The 20,026-nt window shown below is 43.7% G+C and carries 21 protein-coding genes; 17 read left to right on the top strand and 4 right to left on the bottom strand.

Features of this window, described 5'->3' with window-relative positions; all coding sequences use genetic code 11:
* The first annotated feature begins 84 nt into the window (after positions 1–84).
* A complete protein-coding gene (locus PCAR9_RS00235; RefSeq protein WP_179981898.1) occupies positions 85–1,149 on the top strand; it encodes a CDP-glycerol glycerophosphotransferase family protein in 1,065 nt (354 codons plus the stop codon).
* A gap of 88 nt (positions 1,150–1,237) precedes the next feature.
* Here PCAR9_RS00235 and slmA read toward each other — a convergent pair whose 3' ends face one another.
* Both slmA and coaBC read right to left on the bottom strand, forming a co-directional pair.
* A complete protein-coding gene (slmA, locus tag PCAR9_RS00240; RefSeq protein WP_012516568.1) occupies positions 1,238–1,825 on the bottom strand; it encodes a nucleoid occlusion factor SlmA in 588 nt (195 codons plus the stop codon).
* Positions 1,826–1,940: 115 nt separating this feature from the next.
* Positions 1,941–3,170: a bifunctional phosphopantothenoylcysteine decarboxylase/phosphopantothenate--cysteine ligase CoaBC gene (coaBC, locus tag PCAR9_RS00245; protein ID WP_179981899.1), complete on the bottom strand. Its 1,230-nt coding sequence runs from the start codon at positions 3,168–3,170 to the stop codon at positions 1,941–1,943.
* 205 nt (positions 3,171–3,375) lie between these two features.
* On the opposite strand from coaBC, the gene radC reads away from it, so the two are divergent.
* The 9 genes from radC to mutM all read left to right on the top strand — a co-directional run bounded on the left by radC (position 3,376) and on the right by mutM (position 10,518).
* Entirely contained in the window at positions 3,376–4,053 is a 678-nt protein-coding gene (gene radC, locus PCAR9_RS00250; RefSeq protein ID WP_179981900.1) for a RadC family protein, read from the top strand.
* Positions 4,054–4,145: 92 nt separating this feature from the next.
* Positions 4,146–4,493 (top strand): hypothetical protein, encoded by a 348-nt coding sequence (locus PCAR9_RS00255; RefSeq protein WP_179981901.1) that lies wholly within the window; start codon positions 4,146–4,148, stop codon positions 4,491–4,493.
* Between the two features lie 94 nt (positions 4,494–4,587).
* Positions 4,588–5,277, top strand: a complete 690-nt coding sequence (locus tag PCAR9_RS00260; RefSeq protein ID WP_179981902.1) for a YjbF family lipoprotein — start codon at positions 4,588–4,590, stop codon at positions 5,275–5,277.
* A complete protein-coding gene (locus tag PCAR9_RS00265; RefSeq protein ID WP_179981903.1) occupies positions 5,277–6,026 on the top strand; it encodes a capsule biosynthesis GfcC family protein in 750 nt (249 codons plus the stop codon). Before PCAR9_RS00260 ends, PCAR9_RS00265 begins: the two co-directional genes overlap by 1 nt.
* Entirely contained in the window at positions 6,023–8,140 is a 2,118-nt protein-coding gene (locus PCAR9_RS00270) for a YjbH domain-containing protein (RefSeq protein WP_179981904.1), read from the top strand. Before PCAR9_RS00265 ends, PCAR9_RS00270 begins: the two co-directional genes overlap by 4 nt.
* 329 nt (positions 8,141–8,469) lie before the next feature.
* Positions 8,470–8,706, top strand: a complete 237-nt coding sequence (rpmB, locus tag PCAR9_RS00275) for a 50S ribosomal protein L28 (RefSeq protein ID WP_012516576.1) — start codon at positions 8,470–8,472, stop codon at positions 8,704–8,706.
* An 11-nt stretch (positions 8,707–8,717) separates the two neighbouring features.
* Entirely contained in the window at positions 8,718–8,873 is a 156-nt protein-coding gene (rpmG, locus tag PCAR9_RS00280) for a 50S ribosomal protein L33 (RefSeq protein WP_012516577.1), read from the top strand.
* 370 nt (positions 8,874–9,243) lie between these two features.
* Positions 9,244–9,708 carry a hypothetical protein gene (locus tag PCAR9_RS00285; RefSeq protein WP_179981905.1) on the top strand — a complete coding sequence of 155 codons (465 nt, stop codon included), beginning with the start codon at positions 9,244–9,246 and terminating at the stop codon, positions 9,706–9,708.
* A complete protein-coding gene (gene mutM, locus PCAR9_RS00290; protein ID WP_179981906.1) occupies positions 9,709–10,518 on the top strand; it encodes a bifunctional DNA-formamidopyrimidine glycosylase/DNA-(apurinic or apyrimidinic site) lyase in 810 nt (269 codons plus the stop codon).
* Between the two features lie 116 nt (positions 10,519–10,634).
* Here mutM and coaD read toward each other — a convergent pair whose 3' ends face one another.
* Positions 10,635–11,123 (bottom strand): pantetheine-phosphate adenylyltransferase, encoded by a 489-nt coding sequence (gene coaD, locus PCAR9_RS00295; protein WP_179981907.1) that lies wholly within the window; start codon positions 11,121–11,123, stop codon positions 10,635–10,637.
* Between the two features lie 108 nt (positions 11,124–11,231).
* Positions 11,232–11,957, bottom strand: a complete 726-nt coding sequence (locus PCAR9_RS00300; RefSeq protein WP_232091077.1) for a 3-deoxy-D-manno-octulosonic acid kinase — start codon at positions 11,955–11,957, stop codon at positions 11,232–11,234.
* Positions 11,958–12,029: 72 nt separating this feature from the next.
* Between PCAR9_RS00300 and PCAR9_RS00305 the strand changes: the two genes are divergently transcribed.
* The 7 genes from PCAR9_RS00305 (at position 12,030) to glpE (ending at position 19,932) form a co-directional block, all read left to right on the top strand.
* A complete protein-coding gene (locus tag PCAR9_RS00305; protein WP_332066553.1) occupies positions 12,030–13,055 on the top strand; it encodes a glycosyltransferase family 9 protein in 1,026 nt (341 codons plus the stop codon).
* Between the two features lie 87 nt (positions 13,056–13,142).
* Positions 13,143–13,616 carry a hypothetical protein gene (locus PCAR9_RS00310; protein WP_179981909.1) on the top strand — a complete coding sequence of 158 codons (474 nt, stop codon included), beginning with the start codon at positions 13,143–13,145 and terminating at the stop codon, positions 13,614–13,616.
* The gene (locus PCAR9_RS00315; RefSeq protein ID WP_179981910.1) at positions 13,613–14,788 is read left to right on the top strand and encodes a hypothetical protein; all 1,176 of its coding nucleotides are present in this window, start codon (positions 13,613–13,615) and stop codon (positions 14,786–14,788) included. The genes PCAR9_RS00310 and PCAR9_RS00315 overlap by 4 nt, the downstream gene beginning before the upstream one ends.
* A 9-nt stretch (positions 14,789–14,797) precedes the next feature.
* Positions 14,798–17,242 (top strand): bifunctional diguanylate cyclase/phosphodiesterase, encoded by a 2,445-nt coding sequence (locus PCAR9_RS00320; RefSeq protein ID WP_179981911.1) that lies wholly within the window; start codon positions 14,798–14,800, stop codon positions 17,240–17,242.
* A 160-nt stretch (positions 17,243–17,402) separates the two neighbouring features.
* Entirely contained in the window at positions 17,403–18,599 is a 1,197-nt protein-coding gene (locus tag PCAR9_RS00325; RefSeq protein WP_136783231.1) for a glycine C-acetyltransferase, read from the top strand.
* Positions 18,596–19,621, top strand: coding sequence for an L-threonine 3-dehydrogenase (tdh, locus tag PCAR9_RS00330; RefSeq protein WP_179981912.1), 1,026 nt, complete (start codon positions 18,596–18,598; stop codon positions 19,619–19,621). Before PCAR9_RS00325 ends, tdh begins: the two co-directional genes overlap by 4 nt.
* Positions 19,621–19,932 carry a thiosulfate sulfurtransferase GlpE gene (gene glpE / locus PCAR9_RS00335; protein ID WP_118490912.1) on the top strand — a complete coding sequence of 104 codons (312 nt, stop codon included), beginning with the start codon at positions 19,621–19,623 and terminating at the stop codon, positions 19,930–19,932. Before tdh ends, glpE begins: the two co-directional genes overlap by 1 nt.
* Positions 19,933–20,026: the final 94 nt, after the last annotated feature.

Consider the following 20,026-nt stretch of genomic DNA (forward strand, 5'->3'; position numbering starts at 1 on the left):
TTGCACACTGTAATACAAATAACGTATTACGCACAGTCGCTTATTTCTTTTTGATACTTACAATAAATAATAATACGAAAATTTATGAAAATAGCTTTTGACACCGTTAATGTATATTACTTACCTCAATTTATTCCTATATGTGAAGAACTTGCTAAACGCGGTCATAAAGTTCAACTCGTTTGCTATAGCAATAAAAACAACGTTCAGAAATTCGAACAAGTTTTATTGTCGCTAGGCTATGAGTTTTGCTGGGTAGATGACGATAAAGCAGCCAGAGATTTTTATTTGAAAGAGACCCCTGACTGGATTTTCTTTGGCAATGGCTTTCCTTACTTAGATGATATTCACAAAGCCAGTAAAACCGCCCAACTCGGTCATGGTATTGGGCCTAAACCTAGCTACTATCACAAATCAGCTACGCCTATGACTGTTAGGTTTATAGAGGGTAAATTACGTTTAGCTAAGATTAGAGAGCTATACCCGAATGACGAGTTTGTTCAGGTTGGCTTTTCCAAGCTCGACCCCTTATTCAACAATACAGAAAAAGGTTTAAAGTACAATGAACTGGGTTTAGATGAGAATAAGCCGACCCTATTGTTTGCTCCCACGTTTAACCCAAGTTCACTTGAGTGTTTTCCTGACAATTGGCCCAGCCACTTTCCTGATTTCAATATTCTTATCAAGCCTCACACCTTTACCTACTCCCGTGAAGCTTATAAAAATCAGCGGAAAAAACTGAAAAAGTGGGAAGAGTTTAGTAACACCTATGTAGCAACCGAAACAGACATATCGTTACTTCCATTTATGAAAGAAGCAGATATTTTGGTCAGTGAAGCATCGAGCACACTCTTTGAGTTTGTCGCGTTAACTAAACCTGTGATCGTATGTAATTTCTTTAAGTTGAAGTGGTCATATCGGGGGATTTTCAAGTACCGCTTCAAGAAGCGCTTTGGTAAAGATAACGTGATTTATCAAAATATTGGGCTTCATATAAACAGCTATAAAGAACTACGAGGCGCGATAGAAAAGCAATTAGAAAATAGAGATTTATATAAAGAAGAGCGTGAGGCATATACCGAAGATCACGTAGGTCCTACTGATGGTAAAAGCTCGCTACGCATAGTTGATTATATTGAGAAAAACTAACTGCGAATAGTTGTGTTGTAATGGACCAGAATAAAGCATCAGTAATATGCAAAAACAAAAAACTGATGCTTAGTTTAAATTTTCCGCCTTACACAAACATTTGTTTAAACGCGGCCCATTGTTCATTGAATTGCTCAGTGGGTTTGCGGGTAAAGCCACTGCGAATAAAGCCGTTGATACGTCCATCTGTATAGCAAATCATCATGTTGGCGATAATCGCTTCATCGGCGGAAAGGGTTTTCCCTTCACGCAGCTTGCGCTCTCTTAGCACTTGTTTAAGCTGGGTTTCTAAACGCTCAAAAAGCTTAGCGATACGCGCACGTAGTCGGTCTTGCTCACCCATTAACGCATCGCCGTTCAAAATACGGGTAATGCCTGGGTTCTTCTCGGCAAAGCCTAAAATAAGGTGAAGGATTAGCTGACAGCGCGTGAGCGAGTCTTTTTCTTCGTTAACAATTTTGTTGATACGCGTAAAAAGCGTTTCTTCAATAAATTCAATAAGCCCTTCAAACATTCGCGCTTTACTGGGAAAATGACGATACAGCGCCGCTTCAGACACGCCGACTTTTTCCGCTAACTTAGCAGTAGTGATACGTTGACCTGGGCTGGTTTCCAACATTCCAGCAAGTGCTTGCAGAATTTGGGCTCTGCGATTTGTTTTTTTGACAGCAGGCATGACGAAAGTGGTTCCTCCGCTACCGAGTTATAGCAACCCGGGCTCCATGTTAAGTTGGCTTACGCCAAAGCGTTTATATTTATCGTTTTTATTATCGACACTTAATAAGTATCTGTTAGTTTTTATTGTTGAAAGCGAAACGTTCTGCAATGAGCGCTAGCAGCTGCTCGGCTAACGCATTTTTGCTGGTGGCAGGCAATTTTTTATCGCCGTCTTGCCATATTACATGCAGCGCGTTTTTATCGCTATTAAACCCTAGACCTTCAGCCGTTATATCATTTGCCGCAATCATATCTAGCTTCTTTCTAGCAAGCTTGCCGCGGGCATAATCTTCCACATTTTGGCTTTCAGCTGCAAAGCCTACGCAAAATGGACGGTCTTGTCTGTTAGATACAGTTGCTAGAATATCAGGGTTTTTAACAAAAGTAAGTGTTAACTCATCACCTGTTTTCTTTATTTTATTGTCCGCCACTGTGCATGCCCTATAGTCGGCAACCGCAGCGGTACTGATAAAAATATCTGTAGAAGGTACAAGTTTTTCACAAGCCTTAAGCATTTCATCTGCAGTAGTAACATCAATACGGTTACAAAGGGCTGGCGTAGAAAGCGTTACAGGGCCAGCAACTAGCGTTACGTTCGCGCCCGCTTGAGCCGCAGCTTGCGCAATGGCAAACCCCATCTTTCCAGAGCTGTGATTAGAGATATAGCGTACCGGGTCTAACGGCTCTCTGGTTGGCCCTGCAGTAATGGTAATTTGTTTTCCCGCTAGGCTTGTTAATGCTAATGCCAACTCTGAAGACTTATCTTCATTGTCATTTAATGCATTGGCGATATCTACAGGTTCAACCATGCGGCCTGAGCCTACATCACCACAAGCTTGCTCACCACTTGCTGGGCCAATAAAGGTTACACCGTCTTTTTGAAGACTAGTAATATTGCGCTGTGTCGCCGATGCTTTCCACATTTGCTGGTTCATGGCTGGGGCTACAAAAAGCGTAGCGGTTGTGGCCAAGTAAAGCGTAGTTAATAAATCATCTGCCATGCCGTGAGCAAGTTTAGCGATAGTGTTTGCTGTGGCTGGCGCGATAAGTAGGATGTCGGCCCATTTTGCTAATTCGATATGACCCATCGCGGCTTCAGCAGCCGGGTCTAGAAGATGCTGATGCACCGGGTTTCCCGACACAGCTTGAAGCGATAAAGTGCTCACAAACTCTGCGGCAGAGTCGGTGACAACAACACGTACGTTTGCACCTAATGCGGTGAGTTTTCGCACTAAATCTGGAGCTTTATATGCGGCAATACCACCCGTCACGCCCAGCAAAATGTTTTTATTAGCAATAGACATAAAAGAACACGAAATCTAAATATTAATATTAGCCTACCATGGTGACAAAAAATCGGATAGCTGAACAAAAGTCGATCTTGGCGTTTGGGTACTGTTTGTCTTTTATCTGCTCAACTTCAAAAGAAGAAACCCGCCTTTTATACAGTCGTTAATCTCTTTCAATTCATCTATAACCACTGTTTTATTGAGTTAACGGACTAAGTACATGTCGATAAAAGTATGGCCGATAAGCGAAAGGCCAAGAGAAAAGCTACTACAGCACGGTGCAGAAAGCTTAAGTGATGCTGAGTTGCTCGCCGTGTTGCTGGGCAAAGGGGTTAAAGGAAAAAGCGCCTTATCTGTAGCGCATGAATTGTTAAACGAACTCGGATGTTTACGAGGAGTGGTAACCGCAACGAAAGAAAGCTATTCAAAAGTGTCAGGTATTGGGCCGTGTAAGTATGCCCAGTTCCAAGCAGGGTTTGAAATTTTTAAGCGCAATTTGGAAATAAAACTCAAACGCCAAGATGTATTTAACAACGTAGATGACACTAAGCGTTACTTGCAGGCAAAATTAAGAGACTGCGAGAGGGAAAAGTTTGCGCTTTTGATGCTTGATAGCCAGCATCAACTTATAGCTTTTCGTACCATGTTTAACGGAACGATCAATAGCGCTGCAGTGTATCCGAGAGAATTGATCAAGCAGGTTATGATCGACAACGCGGCAGCGATCATTTTGGTCCATAATCACCCTTCAGGCGTAGCAGAACCTAGCCATGCAGATATTCGGCTAACAGCCGAGATCAAAAATGCCATGGCATCGATCGATGTGCCCGTGCTTGATCATTTTGTGGTTGGAGATAAAGAAACTATTTCATTTGCGCAGCGTGGCTTGCTAACATAAGATTTCTAAGTCATTTGTCGATTATAATCTAGTCAAATGGTTGAAAATGATTTAGCATAGGACCTAGTGGGTAATTTTATTAAAGGACTGTTATGAAGAAGTCAATTATTGCATTGTTTGCAGCTGCTACTATGGTAGCTGGTGTTAACGCACAAGATAACGAAGGTGGAACTTCAGGTATTGGTGGTGTAAGTGGTGGCATGATTGCTACTGGTGTTGTTGCTGCTGGTATTGTCGCTGGTATTGCAAACAACAACTCTGCCGATGCACCGACTGGCCCAATCACAACTACACCAACTTGTGAAGGTGATGATCCACTAGTAGACGGCGTATGTGTTGGTACAACTAACACCGTTACTGTTACTACTTCTGGTACAAGCACTGTAACTAAAACAATTACTGTGCCTGTTACATTTACTTACGCGCCGACCGTACAGTAAATTTAAGAGTATTCGAAAAAGCCGCTTCTTTTAGCGGCTTTTTTTATTTTTACAGCAAAATTTCAACATTCTTAGTGTTTGTCGGCGTACTTTAATGAAACTACATATTCTATCGGCCTTTATTGGTTTTCTTTGCCTTTCTCTTTCGGGTTGTTCCACAACAACACTCGCTTATTACAATACGCTTAAACTTGCTTTAAAAGACCGCACAGTAACTTACACCGTTGAAGAAGTCGCGGCGAGTAAGGCAGATATTATGCAGATTAAAGCAGGGGAGCGAGACGTAGCCTCTCTTGCCTTAGCCTATATTGATGGTGATAAGTATAAATGGGTATCGGGTGATAGAGTTATCTTTACCATGCACCACGGCATAATTGTTAAAACGGAAGGTTTAGATAACGACCTCTTTTATACAGGTAATTTGCAGCATAATCCGTTAGCCACCAATGATGTTTTGCCTTTTAGCTGGAAGCGCAAAGTGGATATCGACGCAATTGGCTATGGTGTTCCAGTAGACTCTTCATGGCGTATTGTGGGAGAGGAAAATCACGAATACCTAGGTTTCTCTGTGCCCCTTATTAAAGTCGTAGAAACCGTAGACTTTTCAGAATACACCCCCTTTATAGATGTTGGGCTATCGTGGGAAAATACCTACTTCTTGCACAAACATACGAAAGAGCTGATGGCCACAAAACAAAAGTTCAGCCCTGAGGGAGACGTATACGACATGGTTTATTTAAGCCGTGTAGTGCGTGAGATGAACAAACAAGGAGTAACGCAATAATGAAGTTTATTTCTACGCTTTTTATTGCCTTAGGTCTTATTATATCCACTAGTTTGTACGCCAATGACGGTCTTGTAAGCGTGATGGTGAACAAGCAAACTTATCAGTTCGACCGACCAATCAGGTTATCAAGTGTGTTGTCTATAGTGGCTGATAATGGCGATTGGTATTGGCCTACAGCTTCTGCATTTGATTTGACCAATCCAACAGCTGAAAGAGAAAAAGAAATAGCGCTGTCGCAAATAAGAGAACTGCTGGCCAGCTTTGATAAAGACTCAGACACTCACAAAGCACTGCAAAATTTGTTTGAACAAGTGTCGTCATGGACGGTGTCAACGCGCATCAATATGCCTATTTCTTACAACCGAGCTAGGTTGTTCTTCGAAGACAACCCTATGTTCCAACCGGGTAAATATTGGATCCGTTTGAATGGGCGCCCAAACGTAGTGCATTTCTCGGGCGCGGTAATAAAGCCAGGCGCTTATCAACACCAAAGCGATACCTCAATTTATACGGCGGCTCATACGGTTAAAAAGGCGGTAGACGCCGACAGAAGCGTTGTTTATGTCATTGACCCCATGGGTAATATAGAAGAGAAAGGTATTGCTTACTGGAATTTAGATTTTGCTCAGCTTATGCCGGGTAGCCAGGTTTATGTGCCTATCTCTTCAGAGCTTTTTAGCAACAAACTTAAGCAATTAAATGAGCGCGTTGCCGCGTTAGCAGTACACAGGGTTTTACCTCAATGAGTGCGCAATTATTATCTAAGAAAAAAATATCTAAGAAAAAAACACTCGCGCTGGTAATTGGCAGCGCATTATCGTCTACCACCTTCGCTGATACTCAAATTCGAGTAACCCCTTCGCAAATGGTACAGGGCGGTAACGGCCTTATTCAAACGCCAACCGCACGTATGCGAGATGAAGGCGGAATGGCCATCAACTATACCGATAACGGTGAATACCGCTTCTGGTCAGTTAATATCCAGCTTTATGATTGGATGGAAGCGACCGCTCGCTATACCGACGTACGTACACGTTTATATAGCCAAGTTGAATCATTCAGTGGCGACCAAACCCTAAAAGATAAAGGTCTAGACGTTAAATTCAGGCTTTGGAAAGAAAGTTATTACCTACCTGATATCAGCGTTGGCTTTAGAGACTTTGGTGGCACAGGCTTCTTTGAAAGTGAGTACGTGAACGCAAGTAAATCGGTGGGGCCATTCGATTTCCACTTAGGCTTAGGCTGGGGGTACTTAGGTACAGCAGACGATATTACTAACCCATTTTGTGAGGTTAGAGACAGCTTTTGTGAGCGTCCTGGCGGGTTCTCAGGCCGCGGTGGCAAGGTAGATTACGACCAATTTTTCAAAGGTACCACAGCCTTCTTTGGTGGCGTAGAGTATCAAACACCTTGGGAGCCGTTAACGCTAAAGCTAGAGTTTGAAGGGAACGATTACTCACGTGACAGAGCAGGCCAGTTAGAGCAAGACTCTCGGTGGAATGTGGGCGCGGTATATCGCTACAAAGACTTTGATTTCTCGTTAAATTACCAACGTGGAAATACCATTGGTTTTGGTGTTACATATCGATTCAATATGAATACCGCCTCTCAGATTAAATTCGATGATGCGCCTAGAAGCTTGATGGGAAGAAATGCCCCGTCCAATGTTAAAGATGTGAACAAATCGCGTCTTTATAATGATCTTTTCAGATCGGGTGGTTTCATCTTATCTGATGCTGAAATTAAAGAGGACAGTGCGACTTTCTATGGAACGCAGGTTAAGTATCGCGATCAAGGTGAAGCTATCGAGCGCGTGGGACGCGTAGCGGCTTCTGAGCTGCCTGATAGTGTTAAAACTTATCATATGGTAGATAGTCGTGGCGGCATTCCTATGGTCGATACACAAATAGATGCTGAAGCCTTTATCTCTGCTGCCCGCTATGAGTCAGTGGATGCAGAAATAGCTGAGACTTACATAAGAACGTCACCTTCTAAAGAAGTGATGGAAGCTTACGACCCTGAAAATACGTCGGGCATTTTCTATAGCGCCGATTTCTTTTTCACTCAGTCATTTGGTAACCCAGAAGATTTCTATCTTTATCAAACTGGGCTATTACTCAACGGTGGCTATGCGTTTAATGAAAATTTCTCGGTGGTGAGTAGCGCACGAGTGACGCTTCTTGATAACTTCGATAAGTTTAATTACTTAGTGGATGGTGAAGACGTGTCTTTACCTCGTGTGCGTACTCGGGTTCGTGAGTATGTGTCTGAAAACGATGTATGGTTAGATACCGCGTTTTTAAATTACAAAGACAATATTGCTGAAGATCTTTATGCTCAAGCATACGCAGGTTATCTCGAAACCATGTTTGCTGGTGTAGGCGGTGAAATTCTTTATCGCCCTGTCGATAGTAATGTCGCCTACGGCATCGATATCAACTACGTTAAGCAGCGTGACCCTTACAGCCAAACAGGCTTAGAGGATTACGACACAATAACGGGTCATGCAAGTGTCTATTGGCAGCCTGAATTCCTAGATGATACGCAAATTACGGTTAGTGCAGGTCAATTCTTGGCGAAAGATAAAGGCGTGAATATTGATTACGCCAAGCGCTTTGATAGCGGCATTATAGTAGGAGCTTACGCTGCCTTCACTGATGTTTCGTCAGAAGAATATGGGGAGGGGAGTTTTACTAAAGGCTTCTATATTTCCATTCCTACCGATTTGTTCTTACTAGAACCATCGAAAGGACGTGGATTGTTCCCTTGGGTACCAATCTCTCGCGACGGTGGTCAGCTATTACGCAGACCTTCAAGGTTGATAGATTTAACCGAGACAAGGTCGCCTTTTTTTGACTAAATAGAAAAACGCCACGTGAATGTGGCGTTTTTTTGCCTGTAGATATTTTAATTCAGCTACGAAATTAAAGTGTAGATTGGGTATTTATTCGTAGCTTAACTGCGAAGAGAAAAGTACAATACAGGCCGTGAAAAATGAGTGCTGGTGGTATTTTGTGCAAAAATAGTACGTAAAAGTAACCTTTTTGTACTTTCTTATTGAAATGATCCTGCCTTTGCTGTATAAAATGCGCCCTCTAATTTATAGTAATACGTCATTTGACCCAACCACTGTTTGAGCGCTTGGGATTAACTGACGCGACAGTTATCGTTGTTCTGGAGACAAATACAATGTCAAGAGTATGCCAAGTAACAGGTAAGCGTCCAACGGTTGGTAATAACCGTTCACACGCACGAAATGCGACTCGTCGTCGCTTTTTACCAAACCTTCAAACACACCGTTTTTGGGTTGAGAGCGAAAGCCGTTTTGTAAAACTACGTTTGTCTGCTAAAGGCATGCGTATCATCGATAAGAAAGGTATTGATTCAGTACTAACTGATATCCGTGCCCGTGGTGAGAAAATCTAAGGAAGCCGACAATGCGTGATAAAATTAAACTAGTTTCTTCAGCAGGTACAGGTTTCTTCTACACCACTGATAAAAACAAGCGTAACATGCCTGGCAAAATGGAGATCAAAAAGTATGATCCCGTTGTGCGTAAGCACGTTATGTTCAAAGAGGCCAAAATCAAGTAATTAGCTTGCTTTTGTCTCCACGAAAACCCAGCCTTTGCTGGGTTTTTTGCTTTATGTCCTTTGCAATTGCTCGTATACCTCTCAGATCTCTGCCAGATCGCAACGTAGCGCACAAATGATCCCAAATAAATCATAGGCCAATAATGGCCTTGTCTATATCAGATCAGACGTTACCATCAGCCTGAAAATGCCTGCTTCTAAAATAAAAAGACACATAAAACTCAGCGTCAGTCGCTAAGCGGCCCATGGTTTATGTAAACAAACGCCCATACATTTCCAAAGCCAACTAAAAATATTGAGTTAGCTTATAAGAGAGTGAGGTATTACTATATTCCGGTAGTTATAGTCGACCATTTTACAGGAACAACGCGTGGCAAGAATTTCTCAGCGGGCAATGAACAACGTCGTTATCATTGCAATGCTTATTATGATTGCACTGTTTAACTTAGACAGTTTGGTGCCAAAGAAAGAGCCTGTACAAACGCGCAGCTTATTGCCTGAAGATGCTTACGTGCTAAAGATTGAGCATGATAACAACAGCCTGGAGCGTGTAGGGCAACAATGGCGTCAAAAAAGTCTTAACACTAGCCTTGCAGTAAAACCTGATGAGCAGTTTTCACATTGGCAAAGGGCTATGTTGAATCCAGCAACTGAAGTACCTGAATCGGTCTTGAATACACAGCCCTTTATTGTAGTGGTGTGGCTGGCGGGTAATAGCGACGGCAAGGTTTACGCTATTTATCCTAATACATCACCGGTAGTGATCAAATTCGAAAATAACTGGTACACATTAACCAATACCGACCTTGATAAATTATTACCTTGGACATTATAAATGCCTGAATTACCAGAAGTTGAAGTAAGCCGTTTGGGCGTATCCCCTCATCTAATTGGCAATACCATTACTCAGGTGGTGGTAAGAGAACGTAGAATGCGCTGGCCCATACCAGAGGAAGTCTCACTGGTTGAGGGGCAAAAGGTAATAGCGGTAAAACGTAGAGCGAAATACCTGCTAATTGAAACGGCCACAGGTACACTGGTTTTGCATCTAGGTATGTCTGGCAAACTGCGCGTCATTGACGCAACTACACCCATTGTGAAACACGACCACGTGGACATTGTTTTAAATACTGGTAAGTGTTTACGCTTAAACGACCCTAGACGCTTTGGGGCGGTTTTATTTCAGGCGCCCGATACGCAACAAGCAATGTTTGACAACTTAGGCCCTGAACCCCTTACAGACGACTTTGATGATAAACGATTGTTCAGCTTATCGCGCAACCGCAAAGGTCCGGTTAAGAACTTCATTATGGATAACGCTATCGTTGTGGGTGTGGGCAATATCTATGCGAACGAAGCCCTGTTTCTTGCAGGTATCGACCCGAGAAGAGCCGCGGGCAATATCAGTGCCGCTCGTTACAAATCACTTACTGCAAATATAAAAAAAGTGCTCGCTAAAGCTATCGAGCAAGGTGGCACTACGCTTAAAGACTTTGCACAAACCGATGGTAAGCCGGGCTACTTTGCACAGCATTTAAATGTATATGGAAGAAAAGGCGAGCCTTGCGAAGTGTGTGGCAAAGCTATTGAAAGCAAGGTAATAGGGCAGCGAAACACCTTTTTCTGTACTCGCTGCCAGCGCTAATAGCTAAAAAAGAGTCTTAGCTAAAAAAAGTCATAGTTAGAAAGGTTTACAGCTAGAAGGATAGCTTAAAGCAACATAACTCTGTAAACCTGCTGTACTGAACAACGCCGGTTTACCTAGCTCTTTTTACCTAGCCTGTCTCTTAACGCTTGCTCTACTACGGGGTGGCAAAAACCACTTACAGCCCCGCGGTGTAAGGCTACTTCTTTCACTAGAGTTGAAGAAATAAAGGAGTTTTCTTCAGCTGGAGTTAGAAATACGCTTTCAAGCTTCGGGTTTAGGCGTCGATTCATATTGGCCAGCTGGAATTCGTATTCGAAATCCGATACCGCGCGTAAACCACGAATCAAAATAGTCGCGTTTTGTTCATCCGCAAAGTCCGCTAGTAAACCAGTAAATCCTACTACTTCAACATTAGGCAGATCGGCAGTAACTTTCTTTATCATTTCTACCCGTTCCTCTAATGTAAAAAGCGGCTTTTTACTGGGGTTAGAAGCGATAGCCACGATAACGTGAGAGAATAGCTGAGATGCTCGCTCAATAAGGTCTGCATGACCGTTAGTGATTGGGTCGAAAGTACCTGGATAAAGTGCTCTAGTGTGCATAAATTGAATCTTATTGTCGTATAGGGTTTATAGGTTCAACGGGGCTACTGTACCACATTAACGAGTAATGCTAAGTACTGCTGCAATTATGTTTATTATTCGCGGTTTTTAACGCTTCACCAATTCGTTATAGCCATCTAAGCATGCCGTCCAATCGTCTTCTTTCCAGTGAAATACCGGGTTTTTGGCTTGCTCTTTATGCAAAGAGCGCAATAGACGATCTAGGTTACTTTGTTTCCAGCTTTCCCCTTTGCGTATCGAACAGCGGTCAAAGTCGATAAGCCAAATTTGCTTATCGCTATCAATCATAATATTTCGAATATTCGCATCGTGATGATAAACCTGGCAATTGTGCATTCGAGCCAGCGCTCGTCCCACTTCATGCCATTCGTTTTTTGATAAGGGCTGCTGGCACAAAACGTGGTGCAGATCTTGGCTATTAGGTATGTTAAGGGTGATTATATCGCCCCGATAAATCAAGCCCCTGCGGTGGATACGTGCAGCGACAGGTATAGGTACTAAAAGACCTTCACCTCGCATGTATTCGAGCAATGTAAACTCTTCAAAAGGCCTAGAGCGTTCGATACCATTAAAAAAGTACTGGTCACTAAGTAGCTTACCTATCAGACCGCCACGCATAAAGTGTCGTAAAACCCAGTGCTGACCTTCATGCTCAATGAAGATGGTTGTACCACGTCCCTTAGCTTGACCTGTTATCTTGTTTTGTAGCTGCCAAAATTCAGGGCTGAACATTTCTGTATTAGGCTGACTGACCAAGGTGTTATCGAAAATAAAGTGGTGTCCAGCACCTATGTCTCGTCGCATTGTCGCCATGTTGCCCACAACTTATGGTAAATTTCATATTCTAATGATTTATTTTGGTTTTTCAGCAACGAGAGAGCTTCTGTGGGAAAAAAGATTTGTTTAATGCGCTTATCGGCCATTGGGGATGTGTGTCATGCCGTCGCTATGGTTACTCGAATTCAATCACAGTGGCGCGATGCTGAAATTACGTGGGTAATAGGGAAAGTGGAGTATCAGCTGGTGAAGCTGATGCCAAACGTACGGTTTATTATTTTTGATAAGTCAAAAGGGAAAGCTGCAGTGGAGTCGCTCAAAGCACAAGTGGCCGGTGAAACTTTTGATGCTTTATTAATGATGCAGGTGGCACTACGGGCAAACTTAGCTTCGCGAGTGATTAAAGCCAAACAGCGCATCGGTTTTGACTGGGCACGGAGTAAGGAGCTGCACTGGTTGTTTGCCAATAAACGGGTGGCTGCCACAAAGCACGCTCATGTGCTTAAAGGTTTTATGGATTTCGCCGATGCATTGGGCGTACCTGAGCCAAAAGCAGTTTCTTGGAACATTCCAGTTGCATCAGAAGATGCAAAGTGGGGAGAAGAACAAGCTAAAACCTTGGGTAAATATGTCGTTATTTCACCAGCGGCAAGTAAGGCTGAAAGAAATTGGTTGCCGCAACGATACGCAAGTATTGCTGACTATATCCAAGAGGACGGTGTCACCGTGATATTATGCGGCGGTCCAGGAGATTTAGACCGCAAAACTGCTGATGCAATTAAAGCGAGTGTGAAATATCCGCTTAAAGACTTTACTGGGCAAACAACATTGCATCAGCTGCTTATGTTACTAAAGCATGCTCACCTAGTTATTGCACCAGATACTGGGCCTGCTCACATGGCAACTACCGTGGGCACGCCTGTTATTGGGCTATACGCACACTCTAATCCACGTAGAACAGGGCCTTACAACAATCTTGAAAGGTTGGTATCGGTTTATGATGAATGCATAGAAGAGCAAAAAGGGAAGCCTTGGAGCGCCTTACCGTGGGGAACGCGAGCCAAAGGAAGCCAGTTAATGGAAAAAATTACCGTAGACATGGTTAAGCAAAAAGTTGCGCCGTTCCTCGTTTAATTTTTTTATCGTAAGGTAAAACTACCAACTATTATCTACACTTAGCGTTGTGCTGTGTACTTCTTTTAAGCAGGGAGTCGTTACTGAATGAAAAAGCCCGCTTTGCGATGGCTGTCCGAGATTCATACTTTTACTGCAGGTAAAAAAGTACTGCTAACACTAGCAGTGCTATTCATATGCTTGCCTAAAGTAAATGCATCGGAACTTAACGTCATGGTGAACGAAAGTGTAATGGTCGAAGAGCTTAGTCGCTCAGAACTTCGTCAGATTTTTACGGGACAGCGCCAGTATTGGGAAAATGGTACTAAAATTACCGTTTTCGTACTGCAAGACAGCGACGAGTTACACCGTCAATTTTGCCGCGATATTCTTCAGATGTTCCCTTATCAGCTGTCTCGTCTTTGGGACCAAATTACCTATTCTGGTCAAGGTATTACACCAATCAGAGTAACCTCTTATCAAGCGCTAGTTGATGCATTGGAAAATACGGTGGGTTCTATTGGTTATGTTGAACGAACGGAAATCGTTAAGCTTAGACGCGTTGAGGTAGATTTAGAATGAGAATATACATCGCTTTAGCGCTTGGGCTTTTCAGCTCGCATATCTTTAGCGCGCAATCAGATTTTACCTGGCATGGCTATGTTTCACAGGGCTTAACTCAGTCGAAAGACAGTAGTTTTATTACTGATGATAATAACGTGACGGGTGAACTCACTGAGATCGGCTTGAACGGTTATTATCAGCTTGCTGAAAATATATCCATTGCTGGGCAAGTTAACTATTTAGACGGTGGGAATCGTTTCGAGCAAGGTGCTCGCCTCGATTATTTATTTGTTGATTGGAAGCTGCCTAATTTACCTGGCAGGTGGCGTGGGCAAATTCACGCTGGACGCTTTAAAAACATCCACTGGCTTTATTCATCGACCAGAGATGTCCCTCAAACGCGATATACCTCAATATTGCCTCAATCGGTATATAACGACGGGTTTCGCGATGTTGCATTGGGCAGTAACGGCATACTGACCAGTTTTTCTAATTACGGTAAGGAATATACTTGGGAACTTAATTGGAGCTACGGACGCTCGAATATAAACGATTCTCAGCGCGAATTTCTCTTAGGTAACGAAGTTAAAGGCAAAATCAGACAAGACTTCGTACATCAAGCAAGCGTGTTTTTGCAGCCTTCATCTATGACATGGAAAATAGGTGCTGGTTGGCTTAATTCCGATTTTAAGTACACGCCATCACAGGATGAAGATGGTTTGCCGGGCACCGCGAACATAGAGCGATTTATGTTATCTGCGCAATACTTTGCTGAACACTGGGAAGTGTCTGCAGAAATAATTCGCGACAAACAAAACAGCCAGGGGCTATTTTCCCCTGACTTTGCCGAAAAACGCACCGGTGAAGGTGGTTTCGTTCAGTTTAGATATTTATTTAACAACGAAATCAGCGGTCTTATTGGCTACGATAAATATATTAACGATACCTCCGACAGTGACGGTAAAGAACTAGAGGCAAGCACGGGAGGCCTTATCCCTGCCTACTTCGGGTATCAAGATACTTACACGGTGGGTTTACGCTGGGACATTGCACCTAAATGGCGATTACAAGGCGAATATCACTGGGTTGAAGGAGCAACGCGTGTAGTCAGCTTATTAAACCGAGATGTGGCATCCCATTCTGATAAGCATTGGGAAATGTGGTCAATACAATTGATGTATTGGTTTTAAGGGTAAAAGATGAAGGTTCAGGTATCTTTTACCACGAAAACCATTGCTATTTTACTGGCTATGGTTTTAACCGTTACTATCGTTATATCCACCGTGCTAATTCAAGAGTCTGAAGCACAGGTTGTGATGCAGCAGCGGGAAAGCCAAATTAGCAACCAGCGCAGGGTTCAGCTATTCGAAGACATACTTCATAGCCGTATGATCACCCTCATTGATATCATTAGCCGTAAAAATGGTGCGTATTCTAATAACCTTGATAATTTACGTAGTACGCTAGATGACCTAAGTGAATACCTAACGCTCAATTTTCAGGTAGAAACTCTTTACCTATTCGATGAAAACGGTGTTGTTGGAAAACCTGCTTACCCCGTTAACGGCACCATCAAGCAGCTTGTGGATTCTACTCGGGCCTCATTTGAAAGCCGTTCGTTACTGGTCTGCGAAAGCGTATGCACTCACTACATTTCCATACCTATAATGGCATCAAGCGATAAAGTGCCGGTTATTATTGTCTCTACTTCCATGCGAGAATTACTGTATCTGTTTAGCCGTGCCACCGATGTATATAAAGTGGCGGTTGTTCAGGTAGATGAACCTCAGGTTGGAAAACTTGCGTTAAAGGTAGCAAGTCAGGTTTCCGCTGCTAACAAACAATTTTTGAATTCGCTTATTAAGGCATTGCCTGAAAACTGGCGTGTTGACGACCTAGTGATAAAAGGAGTAAACGTAGAGTTAGAAAACCAGCAGCTTCTGGTTAGCCTTTTGCCTTTCGACCATGCCGCAGGCGATCATCCTTATTTGCTTATCGTTCAAAATGTATCGGCAATGATACGTCAGAACGAGCAATATCAGTACGTAGTTATTTCAAGCGCTATCGCATTATTTCTTCTTTTCTCGTCGTTGCTCTATCTTTTCTTAAATCAATATCGCACAAGGTTATTAGACATAAGCGAACGCCTGCCTATGTTGGCTGAGCATAAATTTAGCGAATTTTATACGGTTGCGGCAAAGCGTCAAAAGCTGCCTGTATTTAAACTTACCGACGAGCTCGACGTGGTTGAGGAAGCGGCGAACGATTTAGCGCGCCAGCTAGAAAGCTTTGACGGTCAAATGGCGATAAACACCGCTAAGCTAGAGAAAATGGCCATGTTCGACGTGCTGACAGGTCTACCCAACCGTAATATGTTGACCTTTCAAATTGAAAAACAACTAGCCAGCTCAATTCGAGATGACAGGCTAGTAGCGCTCATGTTTATGGATTTAGATGACTTTAAAAAAGTTAACGATAGCCATGGGCACGATGTCGGCGACAAGCTGCTTAAAGCTGCGGCAATGAGAATTTCCCGTCCTATTCGGGAGTCTGATATTGCATCGCGGTTTGGGGGCGATGAATTTGTTATTTTGCTGTCGAATATAGAGAGCAAAAAACATGTCGATACGGTCGCGCAAAAAATTATCGACGAGTTTCAAGAGCCCATTATTGTCGACGGCGTTACTTTTTATGTTTCAATCAGCATTGGAATAGCCATTACTAATCACTCCCGCGCTACACCGGTAGAGCTGCTGCGCCATGCCGATATTGCGATGTACGAAGCCAAAGCGAAGAAAGGTGCTGAGTTTAGAGTATACGACGCCACTATGAACCTTAAGGTAATGCAAAAGGTTGAATTAGAATCTGAAGCTCGCGAAGCGCTAAGAGGCAATCAGTTTAGCCTTGCCTTGCAACCGCAAATAGACATGCACAGCGGCAAGCTCATGGGCTTTGAAGCACTACTACGCTGGTATCATCCTAAAAAAGGGCATATATCGCCAGGCGACTTTATCCCTCTGCTTGAAAATACGTCATTTATGCTCGAGTTAGATTATTGGGTGATCACGCGCTCCACCCATCTAGTTAACGAGCTAAAAAACAGCGGCTACCCCGATATCAAGGTGGCGATTAACTTATCAGCGGGGCAGTTCCTCGACCCCAGCTTGCCCGAGTTTTTACAGCATCAAATTATTAAAAACGATATCGCTCCAGACCAAGTTTGCCTAGAGCTAACTGAAACCGTGTTGGTCTCAGATATCAAACGGGCTACGGGTATAATGCAAACCATACGTGATATGGGGTGCATGTTAGCGATTGATGACTTTGGAACCGGCTATTCATCCCTAAGCTACCTAAAATCATTGCCCGCCGACTTTATAAAAATAGATCGCTCTTTCGTTGCCAACATCGCCAGCAGTGCAGATGACAGAAACATTGTGCATTCCACCATATCCATGGTGCGTAATATGGGCATGCAGGTGGTAGCTGAAGGTATTGAGACCAATGAGCAGTACGAGCTGCTTTGTCATTTTGACTGCCATCAGGGCCAAGGCTATCTTATTAGCCGACCTATACCTGAAGTAAACCTTTGGGACACATTAAAAGACAAAGTAGAAAACGGCTTTTGGAAAGACTTTGCCTAGCACTTAAAACAAATTAGCGTGATTTAACCTTTTTTGTGAGTGTGCTGAATAATTTACAAACTTAGTCGACAAACCCATTAAATACAGCGCAAGGGTGTGTACCCTTTCATGCGCTTTCATTACACTAGCGGTTTTCATATACCCACACTTGGAGAATGGCATGTCTGCGGCATTTATTTCTCATTTGCAATCGCAAATTGAAGCCACGAAAGAAGATGGTTTGTACAAAAAAGAGCGTGTAATCACGTCGCAACAACAAGCGGATATTGGCGTTGCTGGTGGCGAGCACGTTATAAACTTTTGTGCCAATAACTACCTAGGCCTGGCAAACAATGAAAGCTTAATCGAAGCGGCGAAAGAAGGCTTAGATAGTCATGGCTTCGGCGTAGCATCTGTGCGATTCATTTGCGGAACGCAAGACATTCACAAGCAACTAGAAGCCTCTATCAGCGACTTTCTAGGCACCGAAGACACCATTCTTTATCCGTCTTGCTTTGACGCCAATGGAGGTTTGTTTGAAACCCTTCTTGGACCGGAAGATGCCATCATATCTGATGCGCTAAATCATGCGAGTATCATTGACGGCGTACGTTTGTGTAAAGCCAAGCGTTACCGTTACGCCAACAACGACATGGCAGCGTTAGAAGAGCAATTAAAGCAAGCCGATGCTGACGGCGCTCGCTTTAAAATCATTGCTACCGACGGCGTATTCTCTATGGACGGCGTTATTGCCGACCTTGCTTCAATCTGCGACTTGGCCGACAAATACGATGCCATGGTAATGGTTGATGACTGCCATGCTACGGGTTTCTTAGGCGAAAACGGTAAAGGTAGCCATGAATACTGCGGTGTAATGGGTCGCGTCGATATTATTACCGGTACATTAGGTAAAGCCCTTGGTGGTGCGTCAGGCGGTTACACGTCAGGCAAAAAGGAAGTTGTTGAATGGCTACGTCAGCGCTCGCGTCCTTACCTATTCTCTAACTCAGTTGCGCCACCTATCGTTTCAGCATCGTTAAAAGTGTTTGAAATGATGAAAGAAGGCGATGAGTTACGCGCTAATCTATGGCGAAATGCCAACCATTTCCGCAAGCGTATGGAAGACGCGGGCTTTACCCTTGCAGGTAAAGATCACGCTATTATTCCTGTAATGCTGGGCGATGCCCGCTTAGCCAGTGAAATGGCCGACAAACTGTTAGAAAAAGGCATTTACGTTATCGGCTTTTCTTACCCTGTTGTGCCAAAAGGACAAGCGCGAATTCGTACGCAAATGTCAGCAGGTCATAGCCTTGAACACGTTGATAAAGCCATCGATGCGTTTATCGAAGTAGGCCGTGAAATGGGAGTGATTTCATGAAGTCGCTAGTAAAAGCGAAAGCGGAAAAAGGTATTTGGCTACAAGACACGCCAAAGCCTGAAGTAGGGCACAACGACCTACTAATTAAAATTCGCAAAACCGCGATTTGCGGTACTGATATGCATATTTACAACTGGGATGAGTGGTCGCAAAACACTATTCCTGTGCCTATGGTCGTCGGTCACGAATACGTGGGTGAAGTAGTGGGTATGGGGCAAGAAGTAAAAGGCTTCGAAGTAGGTGACCGTGTATCCGGTGAAGGTCATATTACCTGTGGTCATTGCCGTAACTGTCGCGCTGGCCGCGTACATTTGTGCCGCAACACCGAAGGTGTGGGTGTAAACCGCCCTGGCGCATTTGCCGAATATTTAGTTATTCCTGCCTTCAACGCGTTTAAAATTCCAGACAATATCAGCGACGACCTAGCGTCTATCTTCGACCCGTTTGGTAATGCCGTTCATACCGCGCTAAGTTTCGACCTAGTAGGCGAAGATGTACTTATCACAGGTGCAGGGCCTATCGGCATTATGGCGGCTGCGGTCGCCAAACACGTAGGTGCCCGTCACGTAGTGATTACTGATATCAACCCGTATCGCCTTGAGCTTGCTGAAAAGATGGGGGCTACGCGTGCTGTTGATGTAAGTAAAGAAAACTTACAAGACGTTATGGACGAACTGGGTATGTCAGAGGGCTTTGATGTGGGCCTTGAGATGTCTGGTGTGCCGGTAGCCTTCAGAGACATGCTCGACAAGATGAATCACGGCGGCAAAGTGGCTATGCTGGGTATTCCTCCGCAAGACGTTGCTGTCGACTGGAACCAAGTTATTTTCAAAGGTTTGGTGATAAAAGGCATTTATGGCCGAGAAATGTTCGAGACCTGGTACAAAATGGCGAGCTTACTACAAAGCGGTCTGGACCTTTCACCCATCATCACCCATACCTTTTCCATTGATGACTTTCAGAAAGGGTTTGATACCATGGGGTCAGGACACTCAGGTAAAGTTATTTTGGATTGGCAATAATGACAACATTCTCACACATTAGCGTAAACGACGTGGCTAACTTTCAAGGCGACGTAACAATTGTGGATATTCGCGATCCTCAATCGTTTGCTAATGGCCATATGCCTAATGCGGCACCGCTTAACAACGATAACTTTGGAGCGTTTATTGACCAAACACCCAAAGATATTCCAGTTGTTGTAGTGTGTTACCACGGCGTAAGCAGCCAACAGGCTGCGCAAGTGATTGCTCAGCAAGGCTTTGAGACCGTTTATAGTATGGACGGGGGCTTTGAAGCGTGGCGACAGGCGAACCCGGTAGTCACCGAATAGCGATTTTATAAAGGTGCACAATGTGCACCTTTATTTTATGTTTTGCAGGTCTTCCACTATTTCAGTATAAAGAGTCAATGACGAGAGCTAAATT

It is taken from the genome of Alteromonas macleodii, from assembly GCF_903772925.1.
Classification (GTDB): Bacteria; Pseudomonadota; Gammaproteobacteria; order Enterobacterales; family Alteromonadaceae; genus Alteromonas; species Alteromonas macleodii_A.